This window comes from Paenibacillus xylanilyticus, assembly GCF_013359935.1.
Classification (GTDB): Bacteria; Bacillota; Bacilli; order Paenibacillales; family Paenibacillaceae; genus Paenibacillus; species Paenibacillus xylanilyticus.
On record NZ_JABMCB010000202.1, the window covers coordinates 495,104 to 517,597 of the forward strand.

Consider the following 22,494-nt stretch of genomic DNA (forward strand, 5'->3'; position numbering starts at 1 on the left):
GAATTATGAACCTCATTTCACCGTGCAAAAGTTACATATTGTGATCATCGGGCAGGTATGCAAACATTTGCTACGAATGCCAAGGCTAAAACATGGACTGATGATATTAGGAGGTTTCTGTCATGAACCGTACAACTGCTCACCTGATCTCCCACACCCCTCGGGACCGGGAATGGTACTGCTGTACATGCCAGTGGATATTCTGGACCACGAATATACGGGGAAATAAAGGATGAGGAAATTCACCGCAGCTCCGTCGGCAAACCCCGAATTGTCACCTATGCCCTGTAAGTAGGACAACCTTAACCTTAACGATGTAGGAGGAATTAGATTATGAACCTGCCAGCTTCCATTACCGCGTATCTTGCTGAAGCCGATAAACGTCTCTCGCATCAACCGAAATTGCAGCAGCTGTTCCGTAACTGCTTCCCGAATACGCTGGAGACAACAACTAAGCTGCTTGAAGATGGTACTACCTTCGTATTCACCGGGGATATCCCGGCCATGTGGCTGCGCGACTCTACGGAGCAGGTGCGCCACTACATTCCGTTTGCCAAAAAGGATCCCGAGCTTCAGCGGATTCTCCGCGGCCTAATTGCCCGGCAGATGTTCTATGTCAACATTGATCCATACACGAATGCCTTCAACGAAACGGCAAGCGACAAGCATTACCGGGCTACGGATGATTGCAATCTGAACCCGTGGATGTGGGAGCGCAAATACGAACTGGATTCCCTCTGCTTCGTCGTACAGCTGGCTTATATGTACTGGAAGGAATCGGAACAGACGGATATCTTCGATCCCGCCTGCTACCAAGCGCTAACCTCCATCGTGAACGTGATTGAAACAGAGCAGTATCACGGGGAGAAATCGCCCTACCATTTCATCCGGCAGACGCTTCAGGATACGGAGACTTTGCACAATAACGGACGCGGCATGCCTGTCAACTACACCGGCATGAGTTGGTCGGCCTTCCGCCCAAGCGATGACAGCTGTGAGTTCGGTTATAATATTCCATCCAATATGTTCGCTGTGGTGATTCTGGACTATATCCGCGAGATCGCAAGCGTAATCTATGAGGACGAAAGACTGGCGGCCCGGGCTGCGAAGCTTCGCAAGGAAATTGACTTCGGCATCCGCACTTACGGAATTGTGAATCATCCGAAATATGGCAGAATCTACGCTTACGAAACGGATGGATACGGTAATTATTCTCTGATGGACGATGCCGGTACACCGGGACTGATGTCTATTCCTTATATTGGTTATGTCGGTGTGGAGGATGAAATTTATCAGAACACCCGCCGGTTTGCTCTCAGCTTCGACAACCCCTTTTACTTCGAGGGTAAACATGCCAAAGGCATTGGTAGTCCACATACACCGGGAGGTTATGTGTGGCACATGGCTCTATCCATGCAGGCGCTGACAGCAGATAATGATGAGGAGATCAAAGAATTAATTGATATGCTAGTCAGAACCGATGCGGATACCGGATATATGCACGAAGGCTTTCACCCGGATGATCCCTCCGATTTTTCACGCGAGTGGTTCGCCTGGTCCAACAGTCTTTTCGCGACGCTGATCGGCAAAGCGATGGACAAAGGAATTGTCTAAGCGCTGCTGAGCCTTACCTTATTTCAAAGGCAACACAGCGGAGAAAGTATCGTATTCTAACTATAGAAAAAACCGGCTGCGTCGTCCTGTATAGCGGGAAGACCCAGCCGGTTTCTGGCTTACCACATTAAAGCTGCCCACCAAATCGCCGATGTGCCGAACAAGTACTGCCGAATCCCTATCGATATACGCCATATACAGCTTAAACATTGCCGGCTCATCACATATGCTTCTTATTTTATTGGAAAGTTGTGTGCATTTGAGTTCGATAAAATCGCATTCATTCCTTCGGTAATCGGGACAAGTTCTTTATCCCTCGACAGCCTTTATGGGTATGATGAAAAAATAGCCTTGGCTGACTTAACAACCAAGGCTAATATGTTTCCTATTTTCTGCTCATCTAGCTGAGTAAGACGATATCTCATACAAATCCACCGGTAATGCCTGCACGAACGGCGACCAATCTCCAGTCGTATAAAGATGAAGCCGGTGCATCGCCCGCGTACATGCGGTATATAACAGCTTGCGTTCATTGTCCCGACCGTAAGCTTCTGGTGAAGCATCGTAAACAAAGACTGCGTCGAATTCGACGCCTTTGGCGAGATGGACGGGAATGACCATCGCTCCTTTTTCAAAGTTCATTGTCTCTTTGGTAATGAGCTGCAGCGTTTCGTTTCCTTGAATTCTCAATGATTCATAGGCCTCACGGCTTTCGGCGGCGGTCTTCGTAATGATGGCGATGGATTCAAGGCCCTTGCCTCTTAGTGCAGCGATGTCTGCCAGAATTTGCGAATCACGGTTCTCTCTGCTGTCCAATCTGGTCAGAACGGGTTTGGGACCTTTCCGATCAAACGGTACAATATCCCCGCCGTCCGGAAGCATCGATTTTGTGAATTCAACGATTTCTCTAGTCGACCGATAGCTCCGCAAAAGGCAGAACAGACTTGTGTCGGCTTCTCCAAAAAGACGGACCAGCGGCGAATCGTCCCCGGCCAAACTTGTGGACTGCATGAAGATAGCTTGCCCGAAGTCACCGAGCACCGTCATTCGGGCACGAGGAAACAGTTTTTTCAAATATTCATATTGAAACGACGAATAATCTTGACCCTCATCTACGAAAACATACCGAATATCCGTGTTTGTCCGAACACCTTCAATCAATTCTTTTACATATAAATACGGAGTCGCATCCTCGTGAAATAACTCGTTTCGGTCCAACATTTCCTTGGTTTGCCTGCAGATTTCTGGCCATTGCGCCGGAACGGCAGCTCCATTCGCTTTCTCCTGATATGCTGCCTCGTCAACAAACAATTGGCCATATATGCCTTTGATATCAACAAAAGAGAACTTTTTCACACTTTTCCTTAACGGTTTAAAGTATTCTTTGACAATCTTTCGGCGGAGCAGCCCCTCCTCTCTCTGAGTGAAATCAAAGTCGCCTTCATCCCCTCGTGGCTGGCTCTTATTATTCTTAAGAATCGCCGCATATCGTTCCGCAACGTCAAACACTTCTTTCTCCTTATGCAGCATCCTATAAGCTTCCACGTACTGCTCGGTATCCAGATAATTCAACTCTTCCTGTACCCAAGGGGCCTCCCGTTCCAAACGTTCCAGCGAGGCTAGTTCATTCAGCAGCCATTCCTGCAAGAGAACAACGCGGTTAATTAGCGGCAGGGTATCATCGTACCCGTAAAATTTTGCTTTCATCTGCTCTGCCGTAATTAAATCGCGTTCCTGTACCCGAATTCCAGTGAAGCGCATGCCTTCCCGTCCCAACCATAGTCTATAGTTCTGGAGTGCCTGCAGGAAAGTCTCGGACGTTTTATACTCGATCCCCTGAAGACGAGCCTCATAACCCGGTGTTCCTTGTGCAGTCAGGACATATTCAATCTGGTCAAAAGCATCCTCCGGCCGTAACGAGGAATCCAGCCAATAGTCCAGATATTCTTGAAACGTCGTCTGCTGCATATTCTCTTCACCCAGTTCCGGAAGGACGGTAGAGATATAACTGGAAAACATCGGATTTGGCGAAAAAAGAACAATTTGATCCGCCTTGATGGTCTGTCGGTGTTTGTACAGCAAGTATGCCACCCTCTGCAGAGCTGCGGAAGTTTTACCACTTCCGGCAGCCCCCTGCACGATAAGCATTCGACTTTTGTCATTGCGGATGATGGCGTTTTGTTCCTTCTGGATCGTTGCCACGATGCTCTTCATTTGCGAGTTTGCACCATTACCAAGCACTTGCTGCAGCAAATCGTCTCCGATCGTTTCACTTGCGTCAAACATGTTGTGAATTTTCCCATTTTGAATCTGAAACTGCCGTTTAAGCTCCATCGTCCCTTCGATGGATCCGGATGGGGTGACGTAAGAAGCCGGTCCGGGAGAGGAGTCGTAGTACAGACTAGCAATGGGAGTGCGCCAGTCATAGATCAGAAAACTCAGGCCGTCCTGGTCGACGAAGGAAGATACGCCGATGTAGATCTGTTCCCTGAGGTTGATTCCTTTCTCCTGGAAGTCGATGCGTCCGAAATAGGGAGATGGGAGCAGATGTTTCATGTTTTTCCATTGCTGCATCAACCGCTTGTGGCCACGCTCCCTTTCGGCCAATACTGCGGACTGCTGGTTAATCGTAAAGAAAGACTCTTCGAAATCTTCGTTGGTACTTGTGTTCATCGTAACTTCTTCCCAAAACCGCTTGCGGATGTCCGCTGCCTGATCATGCAGCCCTGCAACTTCCGGCTCCAGTTCAGAGATCCTCACCTGCAGTTTGTTCCTGACCAATTCCAGCCGTTCCTGTTCTTGCTGCCAATTCTTCGTTTCCATCATTCTTGAGCCACTCCTTTTTCCATTTTTTCGGGTTAAAAAAGAGCATTGACAAATCCAATTCCCAGATGTATACTAAGAGTAGGAATAATGATGAATACGAATCCGGATTACATTTCTCAATGACGCTATCGATTATATCACAGCGTTTTTTTTGCGTTCAATTTATTTTTTTATTTATCTTCGGCAAAACTGGATTGCGGTCGGCTTAAACCAACTATTTCGAATTGAGCTGTCAAAGATGACCCATGAATCATCGAGGGTCATCTTTTTTTATGCCCACTGTCTAAACCAGCGACTAATTTCCCTGCCTTTATCGACTGACCGGACAGAACACTGCACATCATGACAGATTTATAAAGTATATCACTCTTCCATTCCCATCATTTGTATGGCAATATGTTGTAGCCCTTTGTTCAAAAAAATATAAATAAAAAAAACCATCTATTATAGATGGTTTTTAAAAAGATTAAACATTCCGCGCCTTCTCGACACGAGCGATAAGATCGTGGATGACCTCGTCCGGCGACCGTTCATTCATCCAATTTTGACCAAACATCTGGAACAATTTGACCACAGGGAAGTCTTCCCAGAATCCAATGAATTCCTCGTTTAGATACACTTTATCCGTAACGTGCTTGTTCATTTCATCCAGACACTGTTCTAGTACCGTTTTTGCCGCGGGATCGCTCAACCATTCACTGAGCAGGCTGAACTTGTGGAACGTAATTTCTTCCTTTCCGAAGTTGCAATACAAACGTTCCGTGATCCGGATGTCTCTGGATGAGCTGCCCAGTGCAATTTGGAAAAATCCGCTCTCCGCAACCCAACGGCTATACTTGGTGTTGTAATAGGAGAAATCTCTCTCTTCAAGCTCAAAGACGATTTTCCGTTGTTCACCCGGCTCAAGCTCGATTTTGGCAAAGGCTTTTAATTCCTTCTCCGGGCGGTTCCAGCTGCATTCCTCATCGTGTACGTACAATTGAACGACTTCCTTCCCTTTTCGCTTGCCCGTGTTTTTCAGTTGGAAGGACACCGTAACACCTTTGTCTCCTTGACCTACTTCGAGGTCCGTATATGAAAACGAAGTGTAGGATAAGCCATGACCGAAGGGAAATTGTGGTGCCAGTTCTTTGCGGTCATAATATCGGTAGCCTACGAATAGACCCTCGCGATAATAGAGCTTGCCGTTTTCTCCCCGAATCCTCATATGGGACGGGTTATCCGACAGCTTCACAGGGAAGGTCTCGGATAATTTGCCTGATGGGTTTTCTTGTCCGAACAATACTTCCGCAATCGCTCTCCCCATCCCTTGGCCCGATAACCAGGAATGAATAACACCAGGCACATGCTGTACCCATGGACGCATGACAAGAGCAGAGCCACTGCTTGTCACCACGATGCACTTAGGCTGAACGGCTGCAACCGCCTGAATTAACTTGACTTGATGCTCTGGAAGATCGATGCTCTTCAAATCGTGCATCTCCGATTCGGCATATTCCGGTTGACCAACAAACAGCACCGCCACATCGGAATTCACGGCCAAAGATACACTTTCCTTGATCAGTTCTTCTTGAATGGAGTCATCCTCCGGGTATCCTTCGGCATAGCTAATTGTAACCGAGGCTCCGGCCAGATTCTTTATTTCATCCCAAGGGATATCGACGCTTGTAGGGGTTACCTTGGCACTGCCCGCCCCTTGAATTCTGGGCTTCTTGGCAAACCGTCCAATCACCGCAATCGAAGAAATCGATTCCTGCTGCAGCGGTAGAATGGCGTTTTCGTTTTTCAGAAGCACAATACTTTCAGCTGCAGCTTTACGTGCAAGCGCATGATAGTTCTGATCACCGTGTGAATCCGTGTCTGTGGATTGGCTGCCTGTCACTCGTTCAACCAGCTTCAAAATGCGGGCCACACTCCGATTCAGCTGTTCTTCAGAAAGTGTTCCGTTTTGAACGGCTTCCACGATCGCTTTGGTATTGTAATTGGCAGGTCCCGGCATTTCTAGATCAAGTCCAGCTTTCAGCCCGCGTATCCGGTCATTAACGGCAGTCCAGTCTGACAGGACAACGCCTTCGTAACCCCACTCTTCTCTCAAAATGTCATTCAACAAATGTTCGTTCTCGCTTGTATATGTTCCATTCAGCAAATTATAGGAACACATGACCGTCCAAGGATCGGATTTTTTGATGATACGTTCAAAAGCGCTCAGGTAAATTTCACGCAGCGTCCGCTCATCAATTTCCGAACTGGTCACCATTTTCTCAAACTCCTGATTGTTACCTGCAAAGTGCTTGAGGGAAGCGCCTACCCCCTCACTTTGGATGCCGTTAATGAAAGCGGCGCCGAGTTCACCCGTCAAACATGGATCTTCCGAATAGTACTCGAAGTTCCTTCCGCCAAGCGGTGTCCTTTTCATGTTTACTCCTGGCCCGAGCAACAATTCCACGTCCATAGCCTTTGATTCCCGGCCCAGCGCTACGCCGACCTCATGCAATAATTCCGTGTTCCAAGAGGAGCCAATCGCAGATCCTGTTGGATAACAGGTCGCGGGAACATTCTCTGTTGTGATGCCCATTTCTTCGTCACTGTTCGTTTTACGAATCCCGTTTGTTCCGTCATACATATGAACGGGCGGTATGTTTAACCGCTCAATTCCTTTTGTCATCCACATATTTAATCCCGCGCAGATCGAAGCTTTTTCAATAAGAGTCATCTCAGCCAGCAATTCATTCATCGCTTTATTCATAATAATCCATCCTTTTTAATCAGTTTTGTTCCTGTTCCTTTTTCAGCTCTTGAGCATCATACAGTTTGAAAAACGGGAACCAGACAACGAATACAATCAGCAGAATCACTGCCAGCAAAATGAGTCCGTTGAAGCCGGACATAATGTAGGTAGACAGACCGATTGGCGTATACCACAATTGAAAGATTTGGCTCGGAATTCTTGCAAAGCCCATATCTAACGCCAAATACACAATAATCGGCGTGATCAGTCCGTTGATCCACATCGGTACCATGAGAAGCGGATTGAAAGCAATCGGTGCTCCGTACACGACTGGCTCGTTAATATTGAACAAGGATGGAATAATGGTCGCCTTACCGACAGACTTCAACTTTTTCGATCTGGCCAGCAGGAACCAGACGACAAGCGGCAAGGTAGCTCCCATTCCCCCAATACCAAGCCAGCCGGAGAAAAAGGTTTCGAAGGTATTGATATTGACCGGATCTTGTCCTGCCGCAACGAGAGCGGCGTTCTCTTCGATTGCGGGTATCCATATCGCGTACCAGATCGGTGTCATGACCCATGGACTTACGCCGAAGGAATACAATACAACACCAATGAAATTAAACAAGACAAACCCGGTCAAGCTCTGCCCCATGGCATTGATGGGTTCGAATACGCTCACGATCAGTGCAAAGATATCAAAATGAAGCTGGTATACGAGCAGCCATCCAGCCGTTAACACCAATGCAATCGGGACGAGAAAATCGAACCAGTCCATGATGAACTCGGGAAGAGAGGATCCTTTTTTAAAAAACGAGAATTTATTGCATACATTCATGACAAGTGCAACAAACACACCCACCAGGAGCGCCGTAATCATGCCGGATGGACCAAATCGTTCAAGGATAAACTGAATGGTTCCATCTTCATTCACCATCGGGTTAAGCAGCATAACGAACAGGGAGACCCCTGACATGCCCGCAAGCAGCTTAATTTTGTGACGATCCCTTTTTTCCATAACTACATATGGCGTCAGAAAAGCAATAAACAAACCCAACAAACCAAAACTGAATGTCGTTATAGGCGTCAGGTCCGGCATTCCCGGAATGAAATCCTGCAATATCGAAATTAATGTAATGATCGAACCGATGAAAATCATCGGAATAGCGACCATAATCGCTTCTTGAATCGACGAAACCCAAATATTGTTCGTAAACGCCTCCAATCTGGGTGCAAACGATTCTGTCATCCATTTCATAAAACGCTTCATCCAAACTCCCCCTACTTTCCTCTTAGCTGCTACAATCCTAGTATAAAGATATATGTTAACGCTTTCTTGTCGTAACTTGCCGCATCTTGGTTCGTTTTTTGTCCTCTTCATGCCTATAGTTCTATCATGTCTGGTTGGGCTTGAAATAAACAACAAAAAACATCCCTTCCTTGCGGAAAGGATGCCTTGAGTCTAAAATTCCACAATCATTTAATACTGCCGGTCTAGTATAAGCAGGGCTACACCATGTGGCGGTAGCAGAATTTCTTTGCGCCAATGTTGATCCTGCACAATTTCTGTTCGGATAACCGGACCGCTTCTGCCGTTAAGATAAGAGATCTCTTCTTCTGTTAAAAAATTGGGTGATCCCATGCGAATCCACTCGTCATATACCGATCCGTGCTCCCGATCCAGTCGATAGGTGGTGCATTTATACGTTCCTTTGAGACTATCTAGTTTGAGATCGAATGCCTTGTTTCCTTTTTTCTCAAACACATCATATCGGGCTGAATCAGATAATTCCGACCAGTCTCCACTCGCAAAAAGCTGATCTACGTGTACGTAATGATAGAACAGGAATTGCATGCTTCCATCACTTTTTCGAGTACCAACATAACCATTTCCTTGGACAAGCAGTTCGTCCCCCAGCTTCTGCATTAGCTCAAACGCATAATACGCCGGCTTTTTCAGTCCGTCGCGATTGATCAGGCCAAAACCTCCATAGAACGGTGAAGCCGGAACGATGCTTTCTTCGAAAACGTCAGTAAAGGACCAGAAAGCCATCGCCTTTATGTCACCGAGCGTATTCACGGTGTGGTAAATAACAAACGGAGCCATAAACATCGTATCGTGCAGCAAGTTTCGGTCATACAGTGAAAAATTCCACTCTGTCACATGAAGCTCAACATGTCCGTACGATGACGCATTCATTTTTTGACGTAAACGTTCAATGCTATCCTTATAAAACGAAGGAGGCATGATCTTGGTCAGACGATCTTCTTCAATTTTGAGTTTCGGATACTCCGAATAGATATGGAATGAAAAGAAGTCTAAGGGTACTTCACGCTTTTGGCAATATGCCAAAAACTCTTCAGTCCAAGTATCGTTCCAAAGCGATCCGTAACCCATGGCAGGGCCACCCGTCTTCAGTTCGGGCAGCAGCGATTTGATGGCACGAACGGTGGATTCATAAAAAGCGAAGTATTCTTCCTTGCTCCCTGCCCAACATACTCCTGCCAAGTCTGGCTCGTTCCACACTTCGAAATACCACTTCTTCACTTCTTGTGCCCCATATCGGTTTAAACAATGACGAATGAATTCACACACAAGTGCTTCCCACCGGGCGGGATCGGATGGTGGACTGATATTTCCTTTCCACCGAAATACCGTATCATTGGACCTGGCAAGTAGACTCGGCATGAAACTCAACTCCACGAATGGCCGGACCCCCTGAGCCAGAAGAAAATCATAGAGCTTGTCCACGTAGGACCAGTTGTAGACTGGCGTTCCGTCCTCATTCTCGCTGTACACCATCATCTCATCATTAAATATGCCGTGAAACCGGATGTATTGAAACGGAATTCGTGCTCTTATTTCGGACAGCTGCCTCCGCCAATCCTCGCGCAAACCTTCTGCAGCTCGGCCTGCGGTCATGGTGATATTCCAGTGCTTTTCATAAGCAGCTGTAGTGTGGTCTTTCCGTATCTCGATCACGTGCTGCTCTTCCATTTGGGGTTTCGAGGATGGGGGCAACGCCTGCTCCGTTTCCGTTCTCACGTCCAGATACCGATACAGCGATCCCATCGCGTTTAACGTGTCCATCTCATAATAATCCCCGCTTGAAGATTCTTCGTACGTTTTGGGTTTTCGGTTCTGATTCAGTTTCTGGTATTCCGGCGCTAGCGACACTTCACGGTATGAACCAGGCGTGCAGCCGTACTTTTCTTTGAAGTATTTGTTGAACAGCTTCACATTGGCGAATCCGCAATCCAGCGCGATTTCCGAAATTTTCTTCTCGCTCCCTGTCAGTTGGATCTGGGCTTTCTCCAGGCGAATGAGCGTCAAGTACTTTTGGAAGGGAATTCCGATTTTGTCCGTAAAGAAATGGGAGAAATAATGCATGCTCAAATGCTCGGAAGCCGCCATATCCTGCAGCGTGATCTTCTCATTGTAGTGGCTATCAATGTAAGCCAGGACCCTGTTCAGCCTTTTATAATCGTACTCCTTGCTGCTCTCCTCTGCTTCCACCTTCGTCCCGTCGGCAAAATATCGTAAAAGACATCCGCATAACGTCTGCAGTCTTCCTAACGTATAGTTTTGATAACCCTGCGTTTTTTTGTTGATTTCCCATACCATTTGCGCAAGGTTTTGTTTGATGCTGGTTAATCGTAATTCATCTCCATCGTTATTCAGAGCAGAATTGCAGGAGATAAACGCATTATTGTTTAGCAGCTCCGGACCGAATTGCAGCGTCAGAAGCACATTGTCATGACTGGTCCGCTCAATCTTATGGACAGACATACTGTTTACCACAACAACATCATCTTCATGGAGCGTGTACTGCCTTTGATCCAGATACATGATGATTGAGCCATGCAGGACATACACAATTTCGACTTCCTTATGCCAATGAAAATCAACATGTTTCACGCTGTTCACAAAGAGCTTCATGGGTAGGTCGTCCTGATGCTGTATAAACTCGTACAAATAACGAATTGACTTCCCCTCCCTCGTAATGATTAATATAAACGTATCGTTTGCAAGAAAACAAATTCCCAATGAGTCATAGTCAATTCTTTCCCTAGTTAATCCGCTTTAGTCGAGACCTAATTCCCCTAATGATCAAAATACCGGATATGAGGTACATAATAGAAGTAACTCCAAACCATTTAAAAACACTCGGGGTCATCGTCATATATAGGCTGATAGGAAGTGACCAGAAAAATGCAATAAACATAAGTGATGGCTTTTGGATAATGGATGCTAACCATGCTAAACAAGCTGGAATAAAAAGTGAAAATAACGTGCTTATGATAACATCATTCTCAGCACGTTCATGAGTGTATGGATTGAATAAAATTAATATAACCCATAGGATCATGGAGCCCATTGAAGACATTATTCCAATACGTTTTGCTATTCTCATTTCCATCCCTCCTGTGTTACTTTATCATAACTATGTTCAAACAAAGAAATCAGCAAACTATCCTGCCCGTAAAAAAAAGAGAGGGAGCAGCTGCCGCAGCAAACCGCTCCCTTGATTCGTTGAATTAACGTTTTACGTTAGTTCAACGCCGATTCCTTTTCAGAGTAATGATGATTATTAGTCCCAGTTAAAGCCTTGTGTATGTAATGTAGTCGATTTGTACAGGCTCTGCCGATTCGATCCGAAGTGCCCGGTTAATCTGTCCCCGGTGATATTGCCCATGTAAGAGGACTTGCGACAGGATGTCCCTGACGGACGTTCGAAACGGTTCCCCGCTCTGGTTTGCATAGTCGATCATTTCGTCCAAATCGGGTTCCTCAAGCCCTTCAATATAGGCGCGATATTGCTCGGCGTTTTCTTCGAACATCGTCCGGATCTCCGTCACGTCTTCCGCTTCCTCCCACAACGTATATTGACCGCTGCCCTTGAGCTGCAATCGGGAGAGCCAGACTCGTTCCGCGACCGCGACATGCCGAACCAGCTTCAGTAGATCCTTGTTCTTCGTCCCACTCTCCTCAAGCGCATCCAGGATGCGTCCGTTCGCCCAGTACAGGTGATCCATCATACCCTTGATCGTCTTCATTTCGTTTTCCCCCTCTTTTCTCATCGATTGCTTGAACAACTGTTTTCCTCCAGTTTCATATGTGCATCCAAAATCAAATTAAAGCTTAAAAGTTAAGTCTTCAATGCCGTTTCCAACATACATCTTATCCTCCATTATTTCTTCAAGCTCAACCAGAAATTCTTCTTTGTTCATCATATCACCACTATCCACATTTTATCATACGTTTAATGGTTGATCTAAATTGTCCATTCTCCTTCTTGGTCGCAGTCAAAGCTTAACTCTTGTTATGAAAAAAGAGTTAAGCCAAGGCTTAACTCTAAGAGGAGGATTTATATTGTTCTATCTAATCAAATGTCTTATGTGTTCTCCATAAAATTTCTTCTTTCAATATGTGGAGAACAAACATGTTTCTTAAGAAACTTCACCATCGGTTGATTTTCCGCTTCCACAAAGAAGATCAATTCTGTATAAACCGGATCCGTTGCCATCCTCCGGCTTGCCTCGGCCAGCAATGCAATACCTCTGGCCATACGTTGAAAAGGATTGCGAACAAACATGGTTTTACATAGAATGGTCTTGTCGTCAAAAGGTTCAAAGATCAGCCATCCCACAATCGCGCCGTTGTGACGCAGAATAACACTTCGGCCTCTGTCGATTAACTCTTCTTCTGCAAAAGGATCCAAAATTGAGGGGTACCATTCTCCAATCCCCTCTTTAATCCGATTCCGCTCCTCAGTCGAAATTGAATGAAAAGGACTACTTGTAAAGCTTTCAGGCAGAGATAAGCGTTTTACCCAAGGGAACTCTTGTGGTACCTGTAGGGATGAACTGTACACATAAATACCGGGAACCGGAAGATCAAAATCGCAAGCTTGAAAAAAAGCCGATAACAGGGTTTGATCCCTTTCACTCCTCAGATATTCAACAGTCAGTTCTTGAACTCCCGCCTTCTTAAGTAATAGGCAAAGCTGATTCATTAATGCTCGGCCAATTCCTTGCCGGCGAAACGCCTCGTCTACATAAAAATCTAGCAGCTTTGCCGGCCGCTTAGGATCAGCAGGAAGGTGGATTAATGAAATTCCTGCCGGTTTCCCTTCGATTATTACGCCCACGGCAGCGTAGAAATGCGGCATTTGCTTCAGGACTGCGCGGTGCTCTATCGAAATATAAGCGTGAAATTCGTCTGGAACAGCCCTTTGAAAGATAACAAATTCCACTCGGGCTGGCTGGCTCAATCCTGGATCGCGGGAATAAACACTTCCCACTGATTCTGTTCAAGGTAATTTTTCGAATAGTCTTGATAATCGGTGAGGGTTACTCGGAATCTTCCAGGGGATGCAAAGCCATATCTAGTGAAGGCTTCATCCGTCAGTAAAATTACTAGCTGATTATTAACTAAGGAATAAAGATAATCTGTTTCCGAACTACCCGTATCTAACATGTTCCCAGTTAAAAACACCCCATTTTCACCAGTAAAATCCCCTGTAGGTGAATATTCCAATACAGGACTACTTGCAAAGCCTAACGGAACGGAAATGGGCTCATCAAAATCCAACGTAACTTTGCCGTTATCATAGGTAACATCCGTTACGGTTGGTTTCTTCTGATCAATCGTAACGGGAAGTACAACCTCTTTCAATTGATCATTTCCTTCCTCGTGAAGTGTAAACACAAGCTGAGTGTTCATTTCCGATATAAGGGGGATAGAAGGAATAATAGTCATTCCGTTATCTCCACTTGGAACTATCGACAGTGCATCTGAGCTGGAAGTGATACTTACGCTGCCCAGTACATGCTGCTCTGCATCGATAATATCGAAATCATTATCTTTGGCATTGTATTGGAAGTTCTCTACCGTTTCGCCCCGCTTTACCTGAATTAAGCTTTTAATACTGCGCTTATTATAGTTTTCGGGATTTGTTGATACAAATAATGTAATCGGTTCATTAGCTACTAAAGAAGGATTAACTACAAAAGAAGCATTCGGTACTAGAGACAATGATAGTGTGGATTCATTATTCTCTGAATATTGGACTTTGTATTCGCTAATTGACTGAGCTTTTTTCCCGGACAAGGTACGGAGAGCATTTTCCTCGGCATGCGGCTGATATGAGATATACAGGCTATCTTCAACTTGCACCGGTTCAGGGAGTTTAATGATTACTTGGTTCCCTAAAATCGTGACATCCTCGTTTACTAATTGAATAGGGTAAAGTTCCTCCCCATCTAGGCCTTTAACAACCAGATCTGAGGTAATGGTATCCCAATCCTCGTTAGAGACAGTCGGTTTATGGGCTGGGTCCAACTCTTCCTCGTAATTCAACACAATCGTGCTCGCATCCGAGAACACGATTGAAGTTGTCTGAATTGTGTTCTCTACCAGTTCAATCGACGCAGCCGAAGGTACGGAAACATTGCCCGCTGCATCAACAACAACTGCCCGGTATATTCCGGCAGCCAGTCCCTCGGTTGAAATGAAGGTTTGGGTATTGGCTGCTGTAACGGTTCCCTTCACAGCAAGATGCTCTGTTACTAATGTATTCAGCCCGGATACGTTCGCTGGAATGCCTTCAAAAGGCACCAAATACACAGACCCGATTTCCGTGCTCGTTACACTTACGCTCCCGCCAACCGGAACAGGTGTGGATGACATGATGACTACCGTTGGAGGTATGCTATCGGTTGGGGTTGCCGGGCTCCCGGTGCTGCCGCTGCTGCTTCCGCTGTTTGAGCTGCCGGAGGTAACCGGAGTCGTTGGCTGAGGCGTTGTGCTCGGAAGTGCAGGAGTTTCCTGCTCCTCGGACTGCTGGTTCGCGATGTCCTCTTTTATTTTTTGCTGGGCTGACAGAAATTTACTGGCCACCAAAGCGACCTGTTCACGACTGGCATTGCCTTGTGGGTTAAAGGTGCCGTTGCCGTTTCCATTAATCAGTCCAAGCTCAACGGCTGCGGCTACCGAATCTTTAGCATAATCTGCGATGGAGGCTGCGTCCGTGAATGTCAGCTGAGACGCTTTACCGACTGTAATATCGGAACCTGCAGTATAGCTTAACGATCTGGCAAACAACACTGCCATATCCTCCCGGGAGAGATTTTGTCCCAAGCCGAAGGTACCGTTCCCAAGTCCCTTGATTAAACCTGCTTTAATAGCGGCTTCAACATATTTGTAGGAGTAGTTGTCTACCGGAATATCTGAGAAGGTTGGCTTTACAGGCGCGCTGTCCATATCCAGACCTAAAGCTTTGACGAGAATGATGGCGAAATCCTGTCTGTTTATTTTGCCGGTTGGATCAAACTTGCCGTCACCTTTCCCGCTGACAATTCCTGCTTCGGCCAGTTTCAGAATTGCATCTTTGGCAAACGAACCATTGATATCGGTCAGATCCGTTGAAGCGAAGGCAGGCTGGATGCTTGCACTGAGCAAAGCGGTTGTTGTCATGACTTTAATAAGCAGTTTCTTCTTCAAATTAGTGCCCCCTATATGTGCCTGAAATAAACAATTCACTCAAAGAGTGAAAAACGATGCTTATTAAATTTCGACATTTTTCTCTTAAATTTTTATATGTAAAAAAAATAATTTTTAAAAGAGGAATGAGTTCATTTAAAATACTGCATATTCAAAATAAATCTGACGATTGCTTCGTATTAGATTTGACTAAAATTGGTCCTCTAAGAAATTGAGTACTGGCAATCAAAGACTTGGCTGACCACCCATATCAAATTGTCCCAAAAAGCGTGAATGCGCAAATAGCGCATGCTGATACAATATTTTATCTGCCAATTCTTCTGCCCCGTGTTCTCCGTACGCGAAAGCTAATAATGGATGCATTTATTGAGTTATCCATGAAAAATGATTTTAAAGACATAACCATTAAAGATATAACAACTGCTGCTACGGTTAATCGTGCAACCTTTTAGTATCACTTTATTGACAAATATGACTTGCTTGAAAAAGTACTAAGCGAGAGTGTCATGAGGGAAGTGATTCAAGAAGGAAGTACACATGAGGAGATTAATGAAAAGACCCTTGAGGCTATTTTCTTCTCGATTATTAAGTTTCTAACATCAATTAGTTACCAGTGTCAGCGAAGTTACGAGGCATTTACACCACAAATAGAAACGCTATTCAAAAACGAACTTCAAGTGTTTTTTTATGAATCGGGACAAAAACAGTGGTCCTTTCATAACAAAATGGAGGCTGAGGCTAAGTGAACAATAAAATGTTCACCTGATAGTTCGAATTAAATTGAGCCTGTCTTTATACAAAGACAGGCTCTTTTCCTTTTCTAACCACGTATTGGCAATTCTCATTGATTGCTCATTACATGAAGATAAAAGTTCAAATCGTTTTCTAGATGCTTTTTCATCAGATCTTCTGCTTTCTCACCATTTCTGGACCTGATTGCCTCATATATTTCCTCATGCTCATCAATAAGATGAGGACGATTATAAATAACGACAGTCTTCCTAAATAGATAAATAATAGCTTGCATCCGGTCTATAATATCGATCATGAGAGGATTATTACTTGCTTTTACAATGTCATTGTGGAAGCCTTCGTTGGCCGACATAATTTCATCTTTTGTCCCTGTTCTCCCAATCTCCACATACTTATACAGCTCTTCAATCTCGGTGTCTTTGAGAAAATTCGCTGCGCATTTGGCTGAATACCCTTCCAACAATATACGAACATTAAATAAATTCCGTAAATCCTTTTCGGTTGGCTTAACCACTTTTTTTTGAACGATTAATCCTTCATTCTCCAGTTTTCGTATGGAATCCCTTATGGGCGTTCTGCTAACTCCAAGCTCTGCAGCTAGTTTTTCTTCAACGATCTTAGTACCGCTAGGAAGCTCACCGTTTAAAATCTTGTCTCGGAGAATTTCATAACACTGATGATACGCCGGTCGTGAGCTATTATTTTCATGCACAAACTTCACCTCAGTTTCATTTCTCATCATAAATATAGTACCAAATTATGTTCATAAAATCATTCCAATAAACGAAGCCTCATCATAAAAGTATACGTCTTTTCATAAATTGTATACAAAATTATATTTTAATGTATACAATTTTATATTTTTAGTATACAATGAAAACGCAAACAACGATGTAAGCGGTTGCCGCAGGAAACATTATCATTTTCAGCACACCAAGTTGCTTCAACGTTGTTTGAATCTAGTTTTTGAACAGATATCCATTCATAGGCATAAAAGCCTTTCTTAGAACAGTATCAGGAGGAAAACAACATGACTAAAAAAGTAGGTTTTATTGGATTAGGAATCATGGGAAAACCAATGGCTCTAAATCTCACCAAAGCGGGACATGCATTAACCGTTAATGATCTTAATCAGGAAGCGGTTCAAATATTGGTAGACTCAGGTGCAACTGCGGCATCCTCACCCAGAGAAGTGGCGGAAAACAGTGAGATAATTATCACCATGCTCCCTGCATCTCAACATGTGCAAGCTGTTGTTTTAGGTGAACAAGGAATTTTATCGGGAGCAAATGAAGGCTCTATTATTATCGATATGAGCTCCATCACTCCTGCTGTTTCCATTGCTCTGGCAAAAGAAGCTGCCAAAAGAGGCATCGGCTTTTTGGATGCACCCGTAAGCGGCGGAGAACCTAAAGCCATTGATGGTACATTGGCTATTATGGTCGGTGGTAAAGAAAGCGTATTCGAAGAAGCCAAATCAGTACTGTTTGACATGGGAACGGCTGTAACCTTAGTTGGTGATAGCGGCTGCGGAGTTACAGCTAAATTAGCGAATCAAATCATCGTAAATTTAAACATTGCCGCCATGTCCGAAGCTCTTGTCTTGGCAGCTAAGGCGGGCATAGATATCGAGAAAATGTATCAGGCGATCCGAGGCGGATTAGCGGGAAGTGCAGTGCTCGATGCCAAAGTTCCGCTGATTCTGGAAAGAAATTTTGCTCCAGGCGGTACGATCGCGATCAATATGAAGGATATTACCAATGTCATGGATACGGCTCACGAGATCGGTGTCCCTCTCCCACTTTCCAGTCATCTGTTGGAAATGTTCCATGCGCTTAAAGTGGACGGTAAACTGATGGACGACCATGGCGGGATCGTGCAATATTATGAAAAACTCGCAAATGTCGAAGTTAGGGGACTGGGCCATGAAAACAAATAATCGGTCTGCAGCAGAAGTTTTCAGCAGAATCCCTTCTCCGGACACCAGCCTCATAAATGAAATGATCAATAAAGAACTTCAAAGCTTCAACCGCAAAATTATCGTTTTGGATGATGATCCGACTGGCGTACAAACGGTACATGGCGTATCGGTCTATACGGATTGGTCCTTGGAAAGTATCAACAAAGGGTTTCAGGAAGAACATTCGATGTTCTTTATTCTGACCAATTCACGCGGATTTACAGCTGCAGAAACGACAAAAGCACATCAAGAAATTGCTGCAAATATTGTAGAAGCTGCTAAGAAAAACAATCGTGAATTCATCATTATTAGCCGCGGTGACTCCACATTAAGAGGACACTATCCGCTGGAAACGGAAGTATTGAAAGATACCGTTCAAGCAATGTCTGATACACACTTTGACGGCGAGATACTCCTCCCTTTCTTTAAAGAAGGCGGACGCTTCACAATTGATGACATTCACTACGTTCAGTATGATACGGAATTGATTCCTGCGGGAGAAACCGAATTTTCAAAAGATCGCACTTTTGGCTACACGAAATCACATTTGGGTGAATGGGCTGAGGAAAAATCAAATGGAAAATATCAAGCCGAACATATGACTTACATTTCGCTGGAAAGTCTGCGTGCCATGAATATTGAATCCATTGAACAGCAGCTCATGCATGTAGAAAATTTCAATAAAGTTATTGTGAACGCGGTTGACTATGCCGATGTACAGATCTTCGCCATCGCTTTAATTCGAGCCATAAACAAGGGGAAGCATTTTCTATTCCGAAGTGCTGCTGCACTTACGAAAGTCATGGGAGGCATTAGCGATAAAAGCCTTCTCACTCGTGAGGAAATGATGAGTGCCGACACGAACCATGGCGGATTGGTCATCATTGGATCACATGTGAAAAAGACGACGGAACAATTCGGAGAACTTCAGAAGTCTGCAGCTGTTGAGTTTATCGAATTCAATGTTCACCTTGTACTAGAGCCAGATCAATTCGAAGCCGAGCTTAACAGAGTTGTTGACACAACCAATGAACTGATTCTTCAAGGAAAAAATGTAGCTGTCTATACAAGAAGAGAACGATTGGATCTTGGAGAAAACAGAAAAGAAGAAGAGTTAAAGCTCTCCGTTAAGATTTCAGATGCAGTCACCAGTATTGTAAAACGTCTAGAAGTTAGACCCGCCTATATTATTGCCAAGGGTGGTATAACCTCAAGTGATATTGGGACGAATGGTCTGGAGGTCAAAAGAGCAACCGTTGCTGGACAAATCCGGCCAGGCATTCCCGTATGGACAACAGGCAGTGAGAGTAAATTCCCGGGCCTTTCCTATGTCATCTTCCCTGGAAACGTGGGTGCCAAAACGGATTTGAGAGAAGTTGTTGAAATGCTAAGTACGAAGTAATTTAAATGTACGTATCAGTTTTGGCCAGACTGTAAGGAGTAACACTTTACAATGACTATAATTGAAAAAATTTAGCGCACTCCTTACAGTATGGTCTCCTTTATTAAGCCAATAAGGAAAAGAGGAAAAATATATGCCAATTATCTCTGTTACGATTGGGGTCATCCTGCTACTCATATTAATGATGTTCTTTAAATTAAACGCTTTCATATCATTGATTATTGTTTCCCTGGCAGTAGGAGTACTTGAAGGAATGTCCCCGATCGAAGCTGTCGAATCCATCGAATCCGGTTTGGGTGGAACACTCGGACATTTAACGATGATCATTATTTTCGGTGGAATACTCGGGAAGCTAATGACCGATTCTGGTGGTGCACAGCGTATTGCTACAACCATGATTAGTGCCTTTGGTCAAAAACGAACGCAGCTGGCTGCAGTTATTACAGCCGCTATTGTTGGAATCGCTTTATTCTTTGAAACCGGAGTAGTCGTTTTAATTCCATTGGTATTTACAATCGCAAGAGCTGCTCGAGTGCCCGTTCTATATCTGGGGATGCCCGTCATTGCAGCACTTATAACCATGCACGGATTCGTTCCTCCGCACCCTGGCCCAACAGCTGTTGCTAACGTTTTTGGAGCGAATATCGGTTTAACGATGATCTTGGGAATAATCGTTGCCATCCCTGCGTTCATCCTTGCAGGTCCTGTTTATACAAAACTATTTAAAAAAGAAGCTTTGCAGATTGACATCCCTAAAGGTCTGTTTAATCCAAAGGAATTTAAAGAAGAGGAACTGCCTAAGTTCGGAATCAGCCTGTTCACAGCTCTTTTACCTGTCATTTTGATCGCGCTTCAAACCGTTGTCGAAATATTCGCGCCTGAATCAGCCATTTCACCAGTAACTGATTTTATCGGTAATGCGAATGTAGCTCTATTAATTTCAGTTATTGTCGCCATCTTTACTTTCGGATTAAATCTGGGTAAGAAAATGCCTGAAATTATGACCTCACTAAGCGAGTCTGTAAGTGGAATTGGAATGATTTTGTTAATTATTGCTGGTGGTGGTGCGTTTAAGCAGGTTTTGATCGACAGTCATATTGACCAGTACATTTCTGACCTCATGTCGGGATCAACCCTTTCCCCATTGCTTTTGACCTGGCTGATTGCAGCAATTCTAAGGATTGCCGTTGGTTCTGCAACTGTAGCCGGTATGACAGCAGCCGGTATTGCCGCGCCTCTGGTTGCCGCAACGGGTGTAAGTTCAGAATTGATGGTACTGGCTGCGGGTGCAGGAAGCGTTACCTTCTCTCACGTCAATGATGCAGGATTCTGGATATACAAGGAATATTTTAATCTCAGTATCGGCAAAACGATAAAAACCTGGTCTGTTATGGTAACGATTATATCGTTGGTAGGACTAGCTGGTGTTTTGATTCTGGATATGTTTATGTAAACAAGAAATAAAGGCATGTTCTTAACCGAACCATGCCTTTATTTTTTTGCTTATTGAATTGATTAAAGCGTGACAATAATTGGACCATTTTTAGTAAGGATAATCGTATGTTCCACTTGTGCTACATAGCTTTTTTTTGTAGCAAAGGTCCATCCGTCTCCTTTTTGGTATACTTCCTCTTCAAGGGTTGAGACAAATGGTTCAAAAGCGATAACCATCCCTTCCTTTAACAACTCATCATCCGATGTATCGTTATAATTATAAATATGGTCAGGTGCTTCGTGGATAGCGCGTCCAACACCATGTCCTGTAAGGTTTTTGATGACCGTTAATTCATGTTGTTTTGCCGTTACGAATACTGCTTTTCCAATTCCGCTTTTTTTGGAGCCAGGCTTTGCTTTTTTAAGACCTGCTTCAAATGCTTGTTTAGCAACACTGCATATTTTCGTTAACACTTCTTCTCCCTCGCCTACGACAAACGAGATTCCTGTATCAGCGAAATAACCGTTCTTTGAGCCGGAAACATCTACATTCACCAGATCCCCTTCTTGGATGACCCGATCTCCCGGAATACCATGTGCCACTTCTTCATTAACGCTAATACAAGTATAACCAGGGAAATCATATTCACTTTTTGGAGCTGACACTGCGCCTTCTTTCTCGAAAAGCTCTCCAGCTATATCGTCAAGCTCTTTTGTCGTTATAACGTTTTTTGTTCTTCGTACCAATTCATCTCTAATCGAGGCAACAATTTTGCCGATTTCCTTCAAACCATTAAAGTCTTCTTCTGTTCTTGCAATCATTTCGCTTACCTCACTATCCATTATTATCAATTAACCATATAAGTGTTATTTTCTCGAAAACACCGCATTAAATAATCATATCCAAAGGAGCGAAGCTTAGCAACTTTTTTATAAACGTCCCAACGTTAGTTGAACAAAGCAATCGATCAGGGTGGACTGATGCCAGGTTCTTGTATTTTTCCAGCGATTTCTTTTGCATGGGAACGATATACATAATGTCCCGCGTCCAACAAGACCATTTCTCCATACAGAGACTCCTCTATTTGCTTCTCATGTTCAGGGATCCATTGATCTGTCACAGGGTGATTTGCTTGTACAAAGAAAAGGACAGGTAAATGGGAAGGAAAAGTTAGCTGTTCAGCTGCTATTAAGTCGGTATACATGCTCACTGCCTCATTTAATTGAGTGTTGTTATACATGTTTTTACGCATCATGATGTTCAATTGTTC

The 22,494-nt window shown here is 44.3% G+C and carries 15 protein-coding genes; 4 read left to right on the forward strand and 11 right to left on the reverse strand.

The annotated features are described in order from the left end of the window. The first annotated feature begins 333 nt into the window (after positions 1-333). The gene (locus HP552_RS28860; protein WP_175398798.1) at positions 334-1,614 is read left to right on the forward strand and encodes a glycoside hydrolase family 125 protein; all 1,281 of its coding nucleotides are present in this window, start codon (positions 334-336) and stop codon (positions 1,612-1,614) included. Positions 1,615-2,010: 396 nt separating this feature from the next. Here the strand turns inward: HP552_RS28860 and helD are convergent, their stop codons facing one another. The 9 genes from helD to HP552_RS28905 form a co-directional block, all read right to left on the reverse strand. Continuing rightward, positions 2,011-4,437 carry an RNA polymerase recycling motor HelD gene (gene helD / locus HP552_RS28865; protein WP_175399146.1) on the reverse strand — a complete coding sequence of 809 codons (2,427 nt, stop codon included), beginning with the start codon at positions 4,435-4,437 and terminating at the stop codon, positions 2,011-2,013. A gap of 469 nt (positions 4,438-4,906) precedes the next feature. Then, entirely contained in the window at positions 4,907-7,186 is a 2,280-nt protein-coding gene (locus HP552_RS28870) for a beta-glucosidase family protein (RefSeq protein ID WP_175398799.1), read from the reverse strand. Between the two features lie 19 nt (positions 7,187-7,205). After that, positions 7,206-8,438, reverse strand: coding sequence for a PTS sugar transporter subunit IIC (locus tag HP552_RS28875; RefSeq protein ID WP_175398800.1), 1,233 nt, complete (start codon positions 8,436-8,438; stop codon positions 7,206-7,208). A gap of 210 nt (positions 8,439-8,648) precedes the next feature. Then, entirely contained in the window at positions 8,649-11,108 is a 2,460-nt protein-coding gene (locus HP552_RS28880; RefSeq protein ID WP_217506579.1) for a GH39 family glycosyl hydrolase, read from the reverse strand. A 130-nt stretch (positions 11,109-11,238) separates the two neighbouring features. Then, positions 11,239-11,583 (reverse strand): hypothetical protein, encoded by a 345-nt coding sequence (locus HP552_RS28885; protein WP_175398801.1) that lies wholly within the window; start codon positions 11,581-11,583, stop codon positions 11,239-11,241. A 187-nt stretch (positions 11,584-11,770) separates the two neighbouring features. After that, positions 11,771-12,226, reverse strand: coding sequence for a DinB family protein (locus HP552_RS28890; protein WP_175398802.1), 456 nt, complete (start codon positions 12,224-12,226; stop codon positions 11,771-11,773). 338 nt (positions 12,227-12,564) lie between these two features. Beyond that, positions 12,565-13,425 carry a GNAT family N-acetyltransferase gene (locus HP552_RS28895; RefSeq protein ID WP_175398803.1) on the reverse strand — a complete coding sequence of 287 codons (861 nt, stop codon included), beginning with the start codon at positions 13,423-13,425 and terminating at the stop codon, positions 12,565-12,567. A gap of 14 nt (positions 13,426-13,439) precedes the next feature. Further along, on the reverse strand, positions 13,440-15,674 hold the full coding sequence (locus HP552_RS28900) for an S-layer homology domain-containing protein (protein ID WP_175398804.1): 2,235 nt from the start codon (positions 15,672-15,674) through the stop codon (positions 13,440-13,442). 841 nt (positions 15,675-16,515) lie between these two features. Beyond that, positions 16,516-17,169: a GntR family transcriptional regulator gene (locus HP552_RS28905; RefSeq protein WP_246311103.1), complete on the reverse strand. Its 654-nt coding sequence runs from the start codon at positions 17,167-17,169 to the stop codon at positions 16,516-16,518. 288 nt (positions 17,170-17,457) lie between these two features. On the opposite strand from HP552_RS28905, the gene garR reads away from it, so the two are divergent. The 3 genes from garR (at position 17,458) to HP552_RS28920 (ending at position 21,242) form a co-directional block, all read left to right on the forward strand. After that, entirely contained in the window at positions 17,458-18,366 is a 909-nt protein-coding gene (gene garR, locus HP552_RS28910) for a 2-hydroxy-3-oxopropionate reductase (protein ID WP_175398805.1), read from the forward strand. After that, the gene (locus HP552_RS28915) at positions 18,353-19,789 is read left to right on the forward strand and encodes a four-carbon acid sugar kinase family protein (protein ID WP_175398806.1); all 1,437 of its coding nucleotides are present in this window, start codon (positions 18,353-18,355) and stop codon (positions 19,787-19,789) included. Before garR ends, HP552_RS28915 begins: the two co-directional genes overlap by 14 nt. Before the next feature lie 133 nt (positions 19,790-19,922). Further along, complete coding sequence (locus HP552_RS28920; protein WP_175398807.1) at positions 19,923-21,242, forward strand: gluconate:H+ symporter; 1,320 nt, start codon at positions 19,923-19,925, stop codon at positions 21,240-21,242. A 62-nt stretch (positions 21,243-21,304) separates the two neighbouring features. Here HP552_RS28920 and map read toward each other — a convergent pair whose 3' ends face one another. Both map and HP552_RS28930 read right to left on the reverse strand, forming a co-directional pair. Continuing rightward, entirely contained in the window at positions 21,305-22,045 is a 741-nt protein-coding gene (gene map / locus HP552_RS28925) for a type I methionyl aminopeptidase (protein ID WP_175398808.1), read from the reverse strand. Positions 22,046-22,191: 146 nt separating this feature from the next. After that, on the reverse strand, positions 22,192-22,488 hold the full coding sequence (locus HP552_RS28930) for a hypothetical protein (RefSeq protein ID WP_246311104.1): 297 nt from the start codon (positions 22,486-22,488) through the stop codon (positions 22,192-22,194). Positions 22,489-22,494 lie beyond the last annotated feature (6 nt).

Excerpts from the sequence above, each read along its gene's own strand:
- HP552_RS28860 (WP_175398798.1), top strand. The coding sequence starts at position 334 with ATGAACCTGCCAGCTTCCATTACCGCGTATCTTGCTGAAGCCGATAAA.
- helD (WP_175399146.1), bottom strand. The coding sequence starts at position 4,437 with ATGGAAACGAAGAATTGGCAGCAAGAACAGGAACGGCTGGAATTGGTC.
- HP552_RS28870 (WP_175398799.1), bottom strand. The coding sequence starts at position 7,186 with ATGAATAAAGCGATGAATGAATTGCTGGCTGAGATGACTCTTATTGAA.
- HP552_RS28875 (WP_175398800.1), bottom strand. The coding sequence starts at position 8,438 with ATGAAGCGTTTTATGAAATGGATGACAGAATCGTTTGCACCCAGATTG.
- HP552_RS28880 (WP_217506579.1), bottom strand. The coding sequence starts at position 11,108 with ATGAAGCTCTTTGTGAACAGCGTGAAACATGTTGATTTTCATTGGCAT.
- HP552_RS28885 (WP_175398801.1), bottom strand. The coding sequence starts at position 11,583 with ATGAGAATAGCAAAACGTATTGGAATAATGTCTTCAATGGGCTCCATG.
- HP552_RS28890 (WP_175398802.1), bottom strand. The coding sequence starts at position 12,226 with ATGAAGACGATCAAGGGTATGATGGATCACCTGTACTGGGCGAACGGA.
- HP552_RS28905 (WP_246311103.1), bottom strand. The coding sequence starts at position 17,169 with ATGATGAGAAATGAAACTGAGGTGAAGTTTGTGCATGAAAATAATAGC.
- garR (WP_175398805.1), top strand. The coding sequence starts at position 17,458 with ATGACTAAAAAAGTAGGTTTTATTGGATTAGGAATCATGGGAAAACCA.
- HP552_RS28915 (WP_175398806.1), top strand. The coding sequence starts at position 18,353 with ATGAAAACAAATAATCGGTCTGCAGCAGAAGTTTTCAGCAGAATCCCT.
- HP552_RS28920 (WP_175398807.1), top strand. The coding sequence starts at position 19,923 with ATGCCAATTATCTCTGTTACGATTGGGGTCATCCTGCTACTCATATTA.
- map (WP_175398808.1), bottom strand. The coding sequence starts at position 22,045 with ATGATTGCAAGAACAGAAGAAGACTTTAATGGTTTGAAGGAAATCGGC.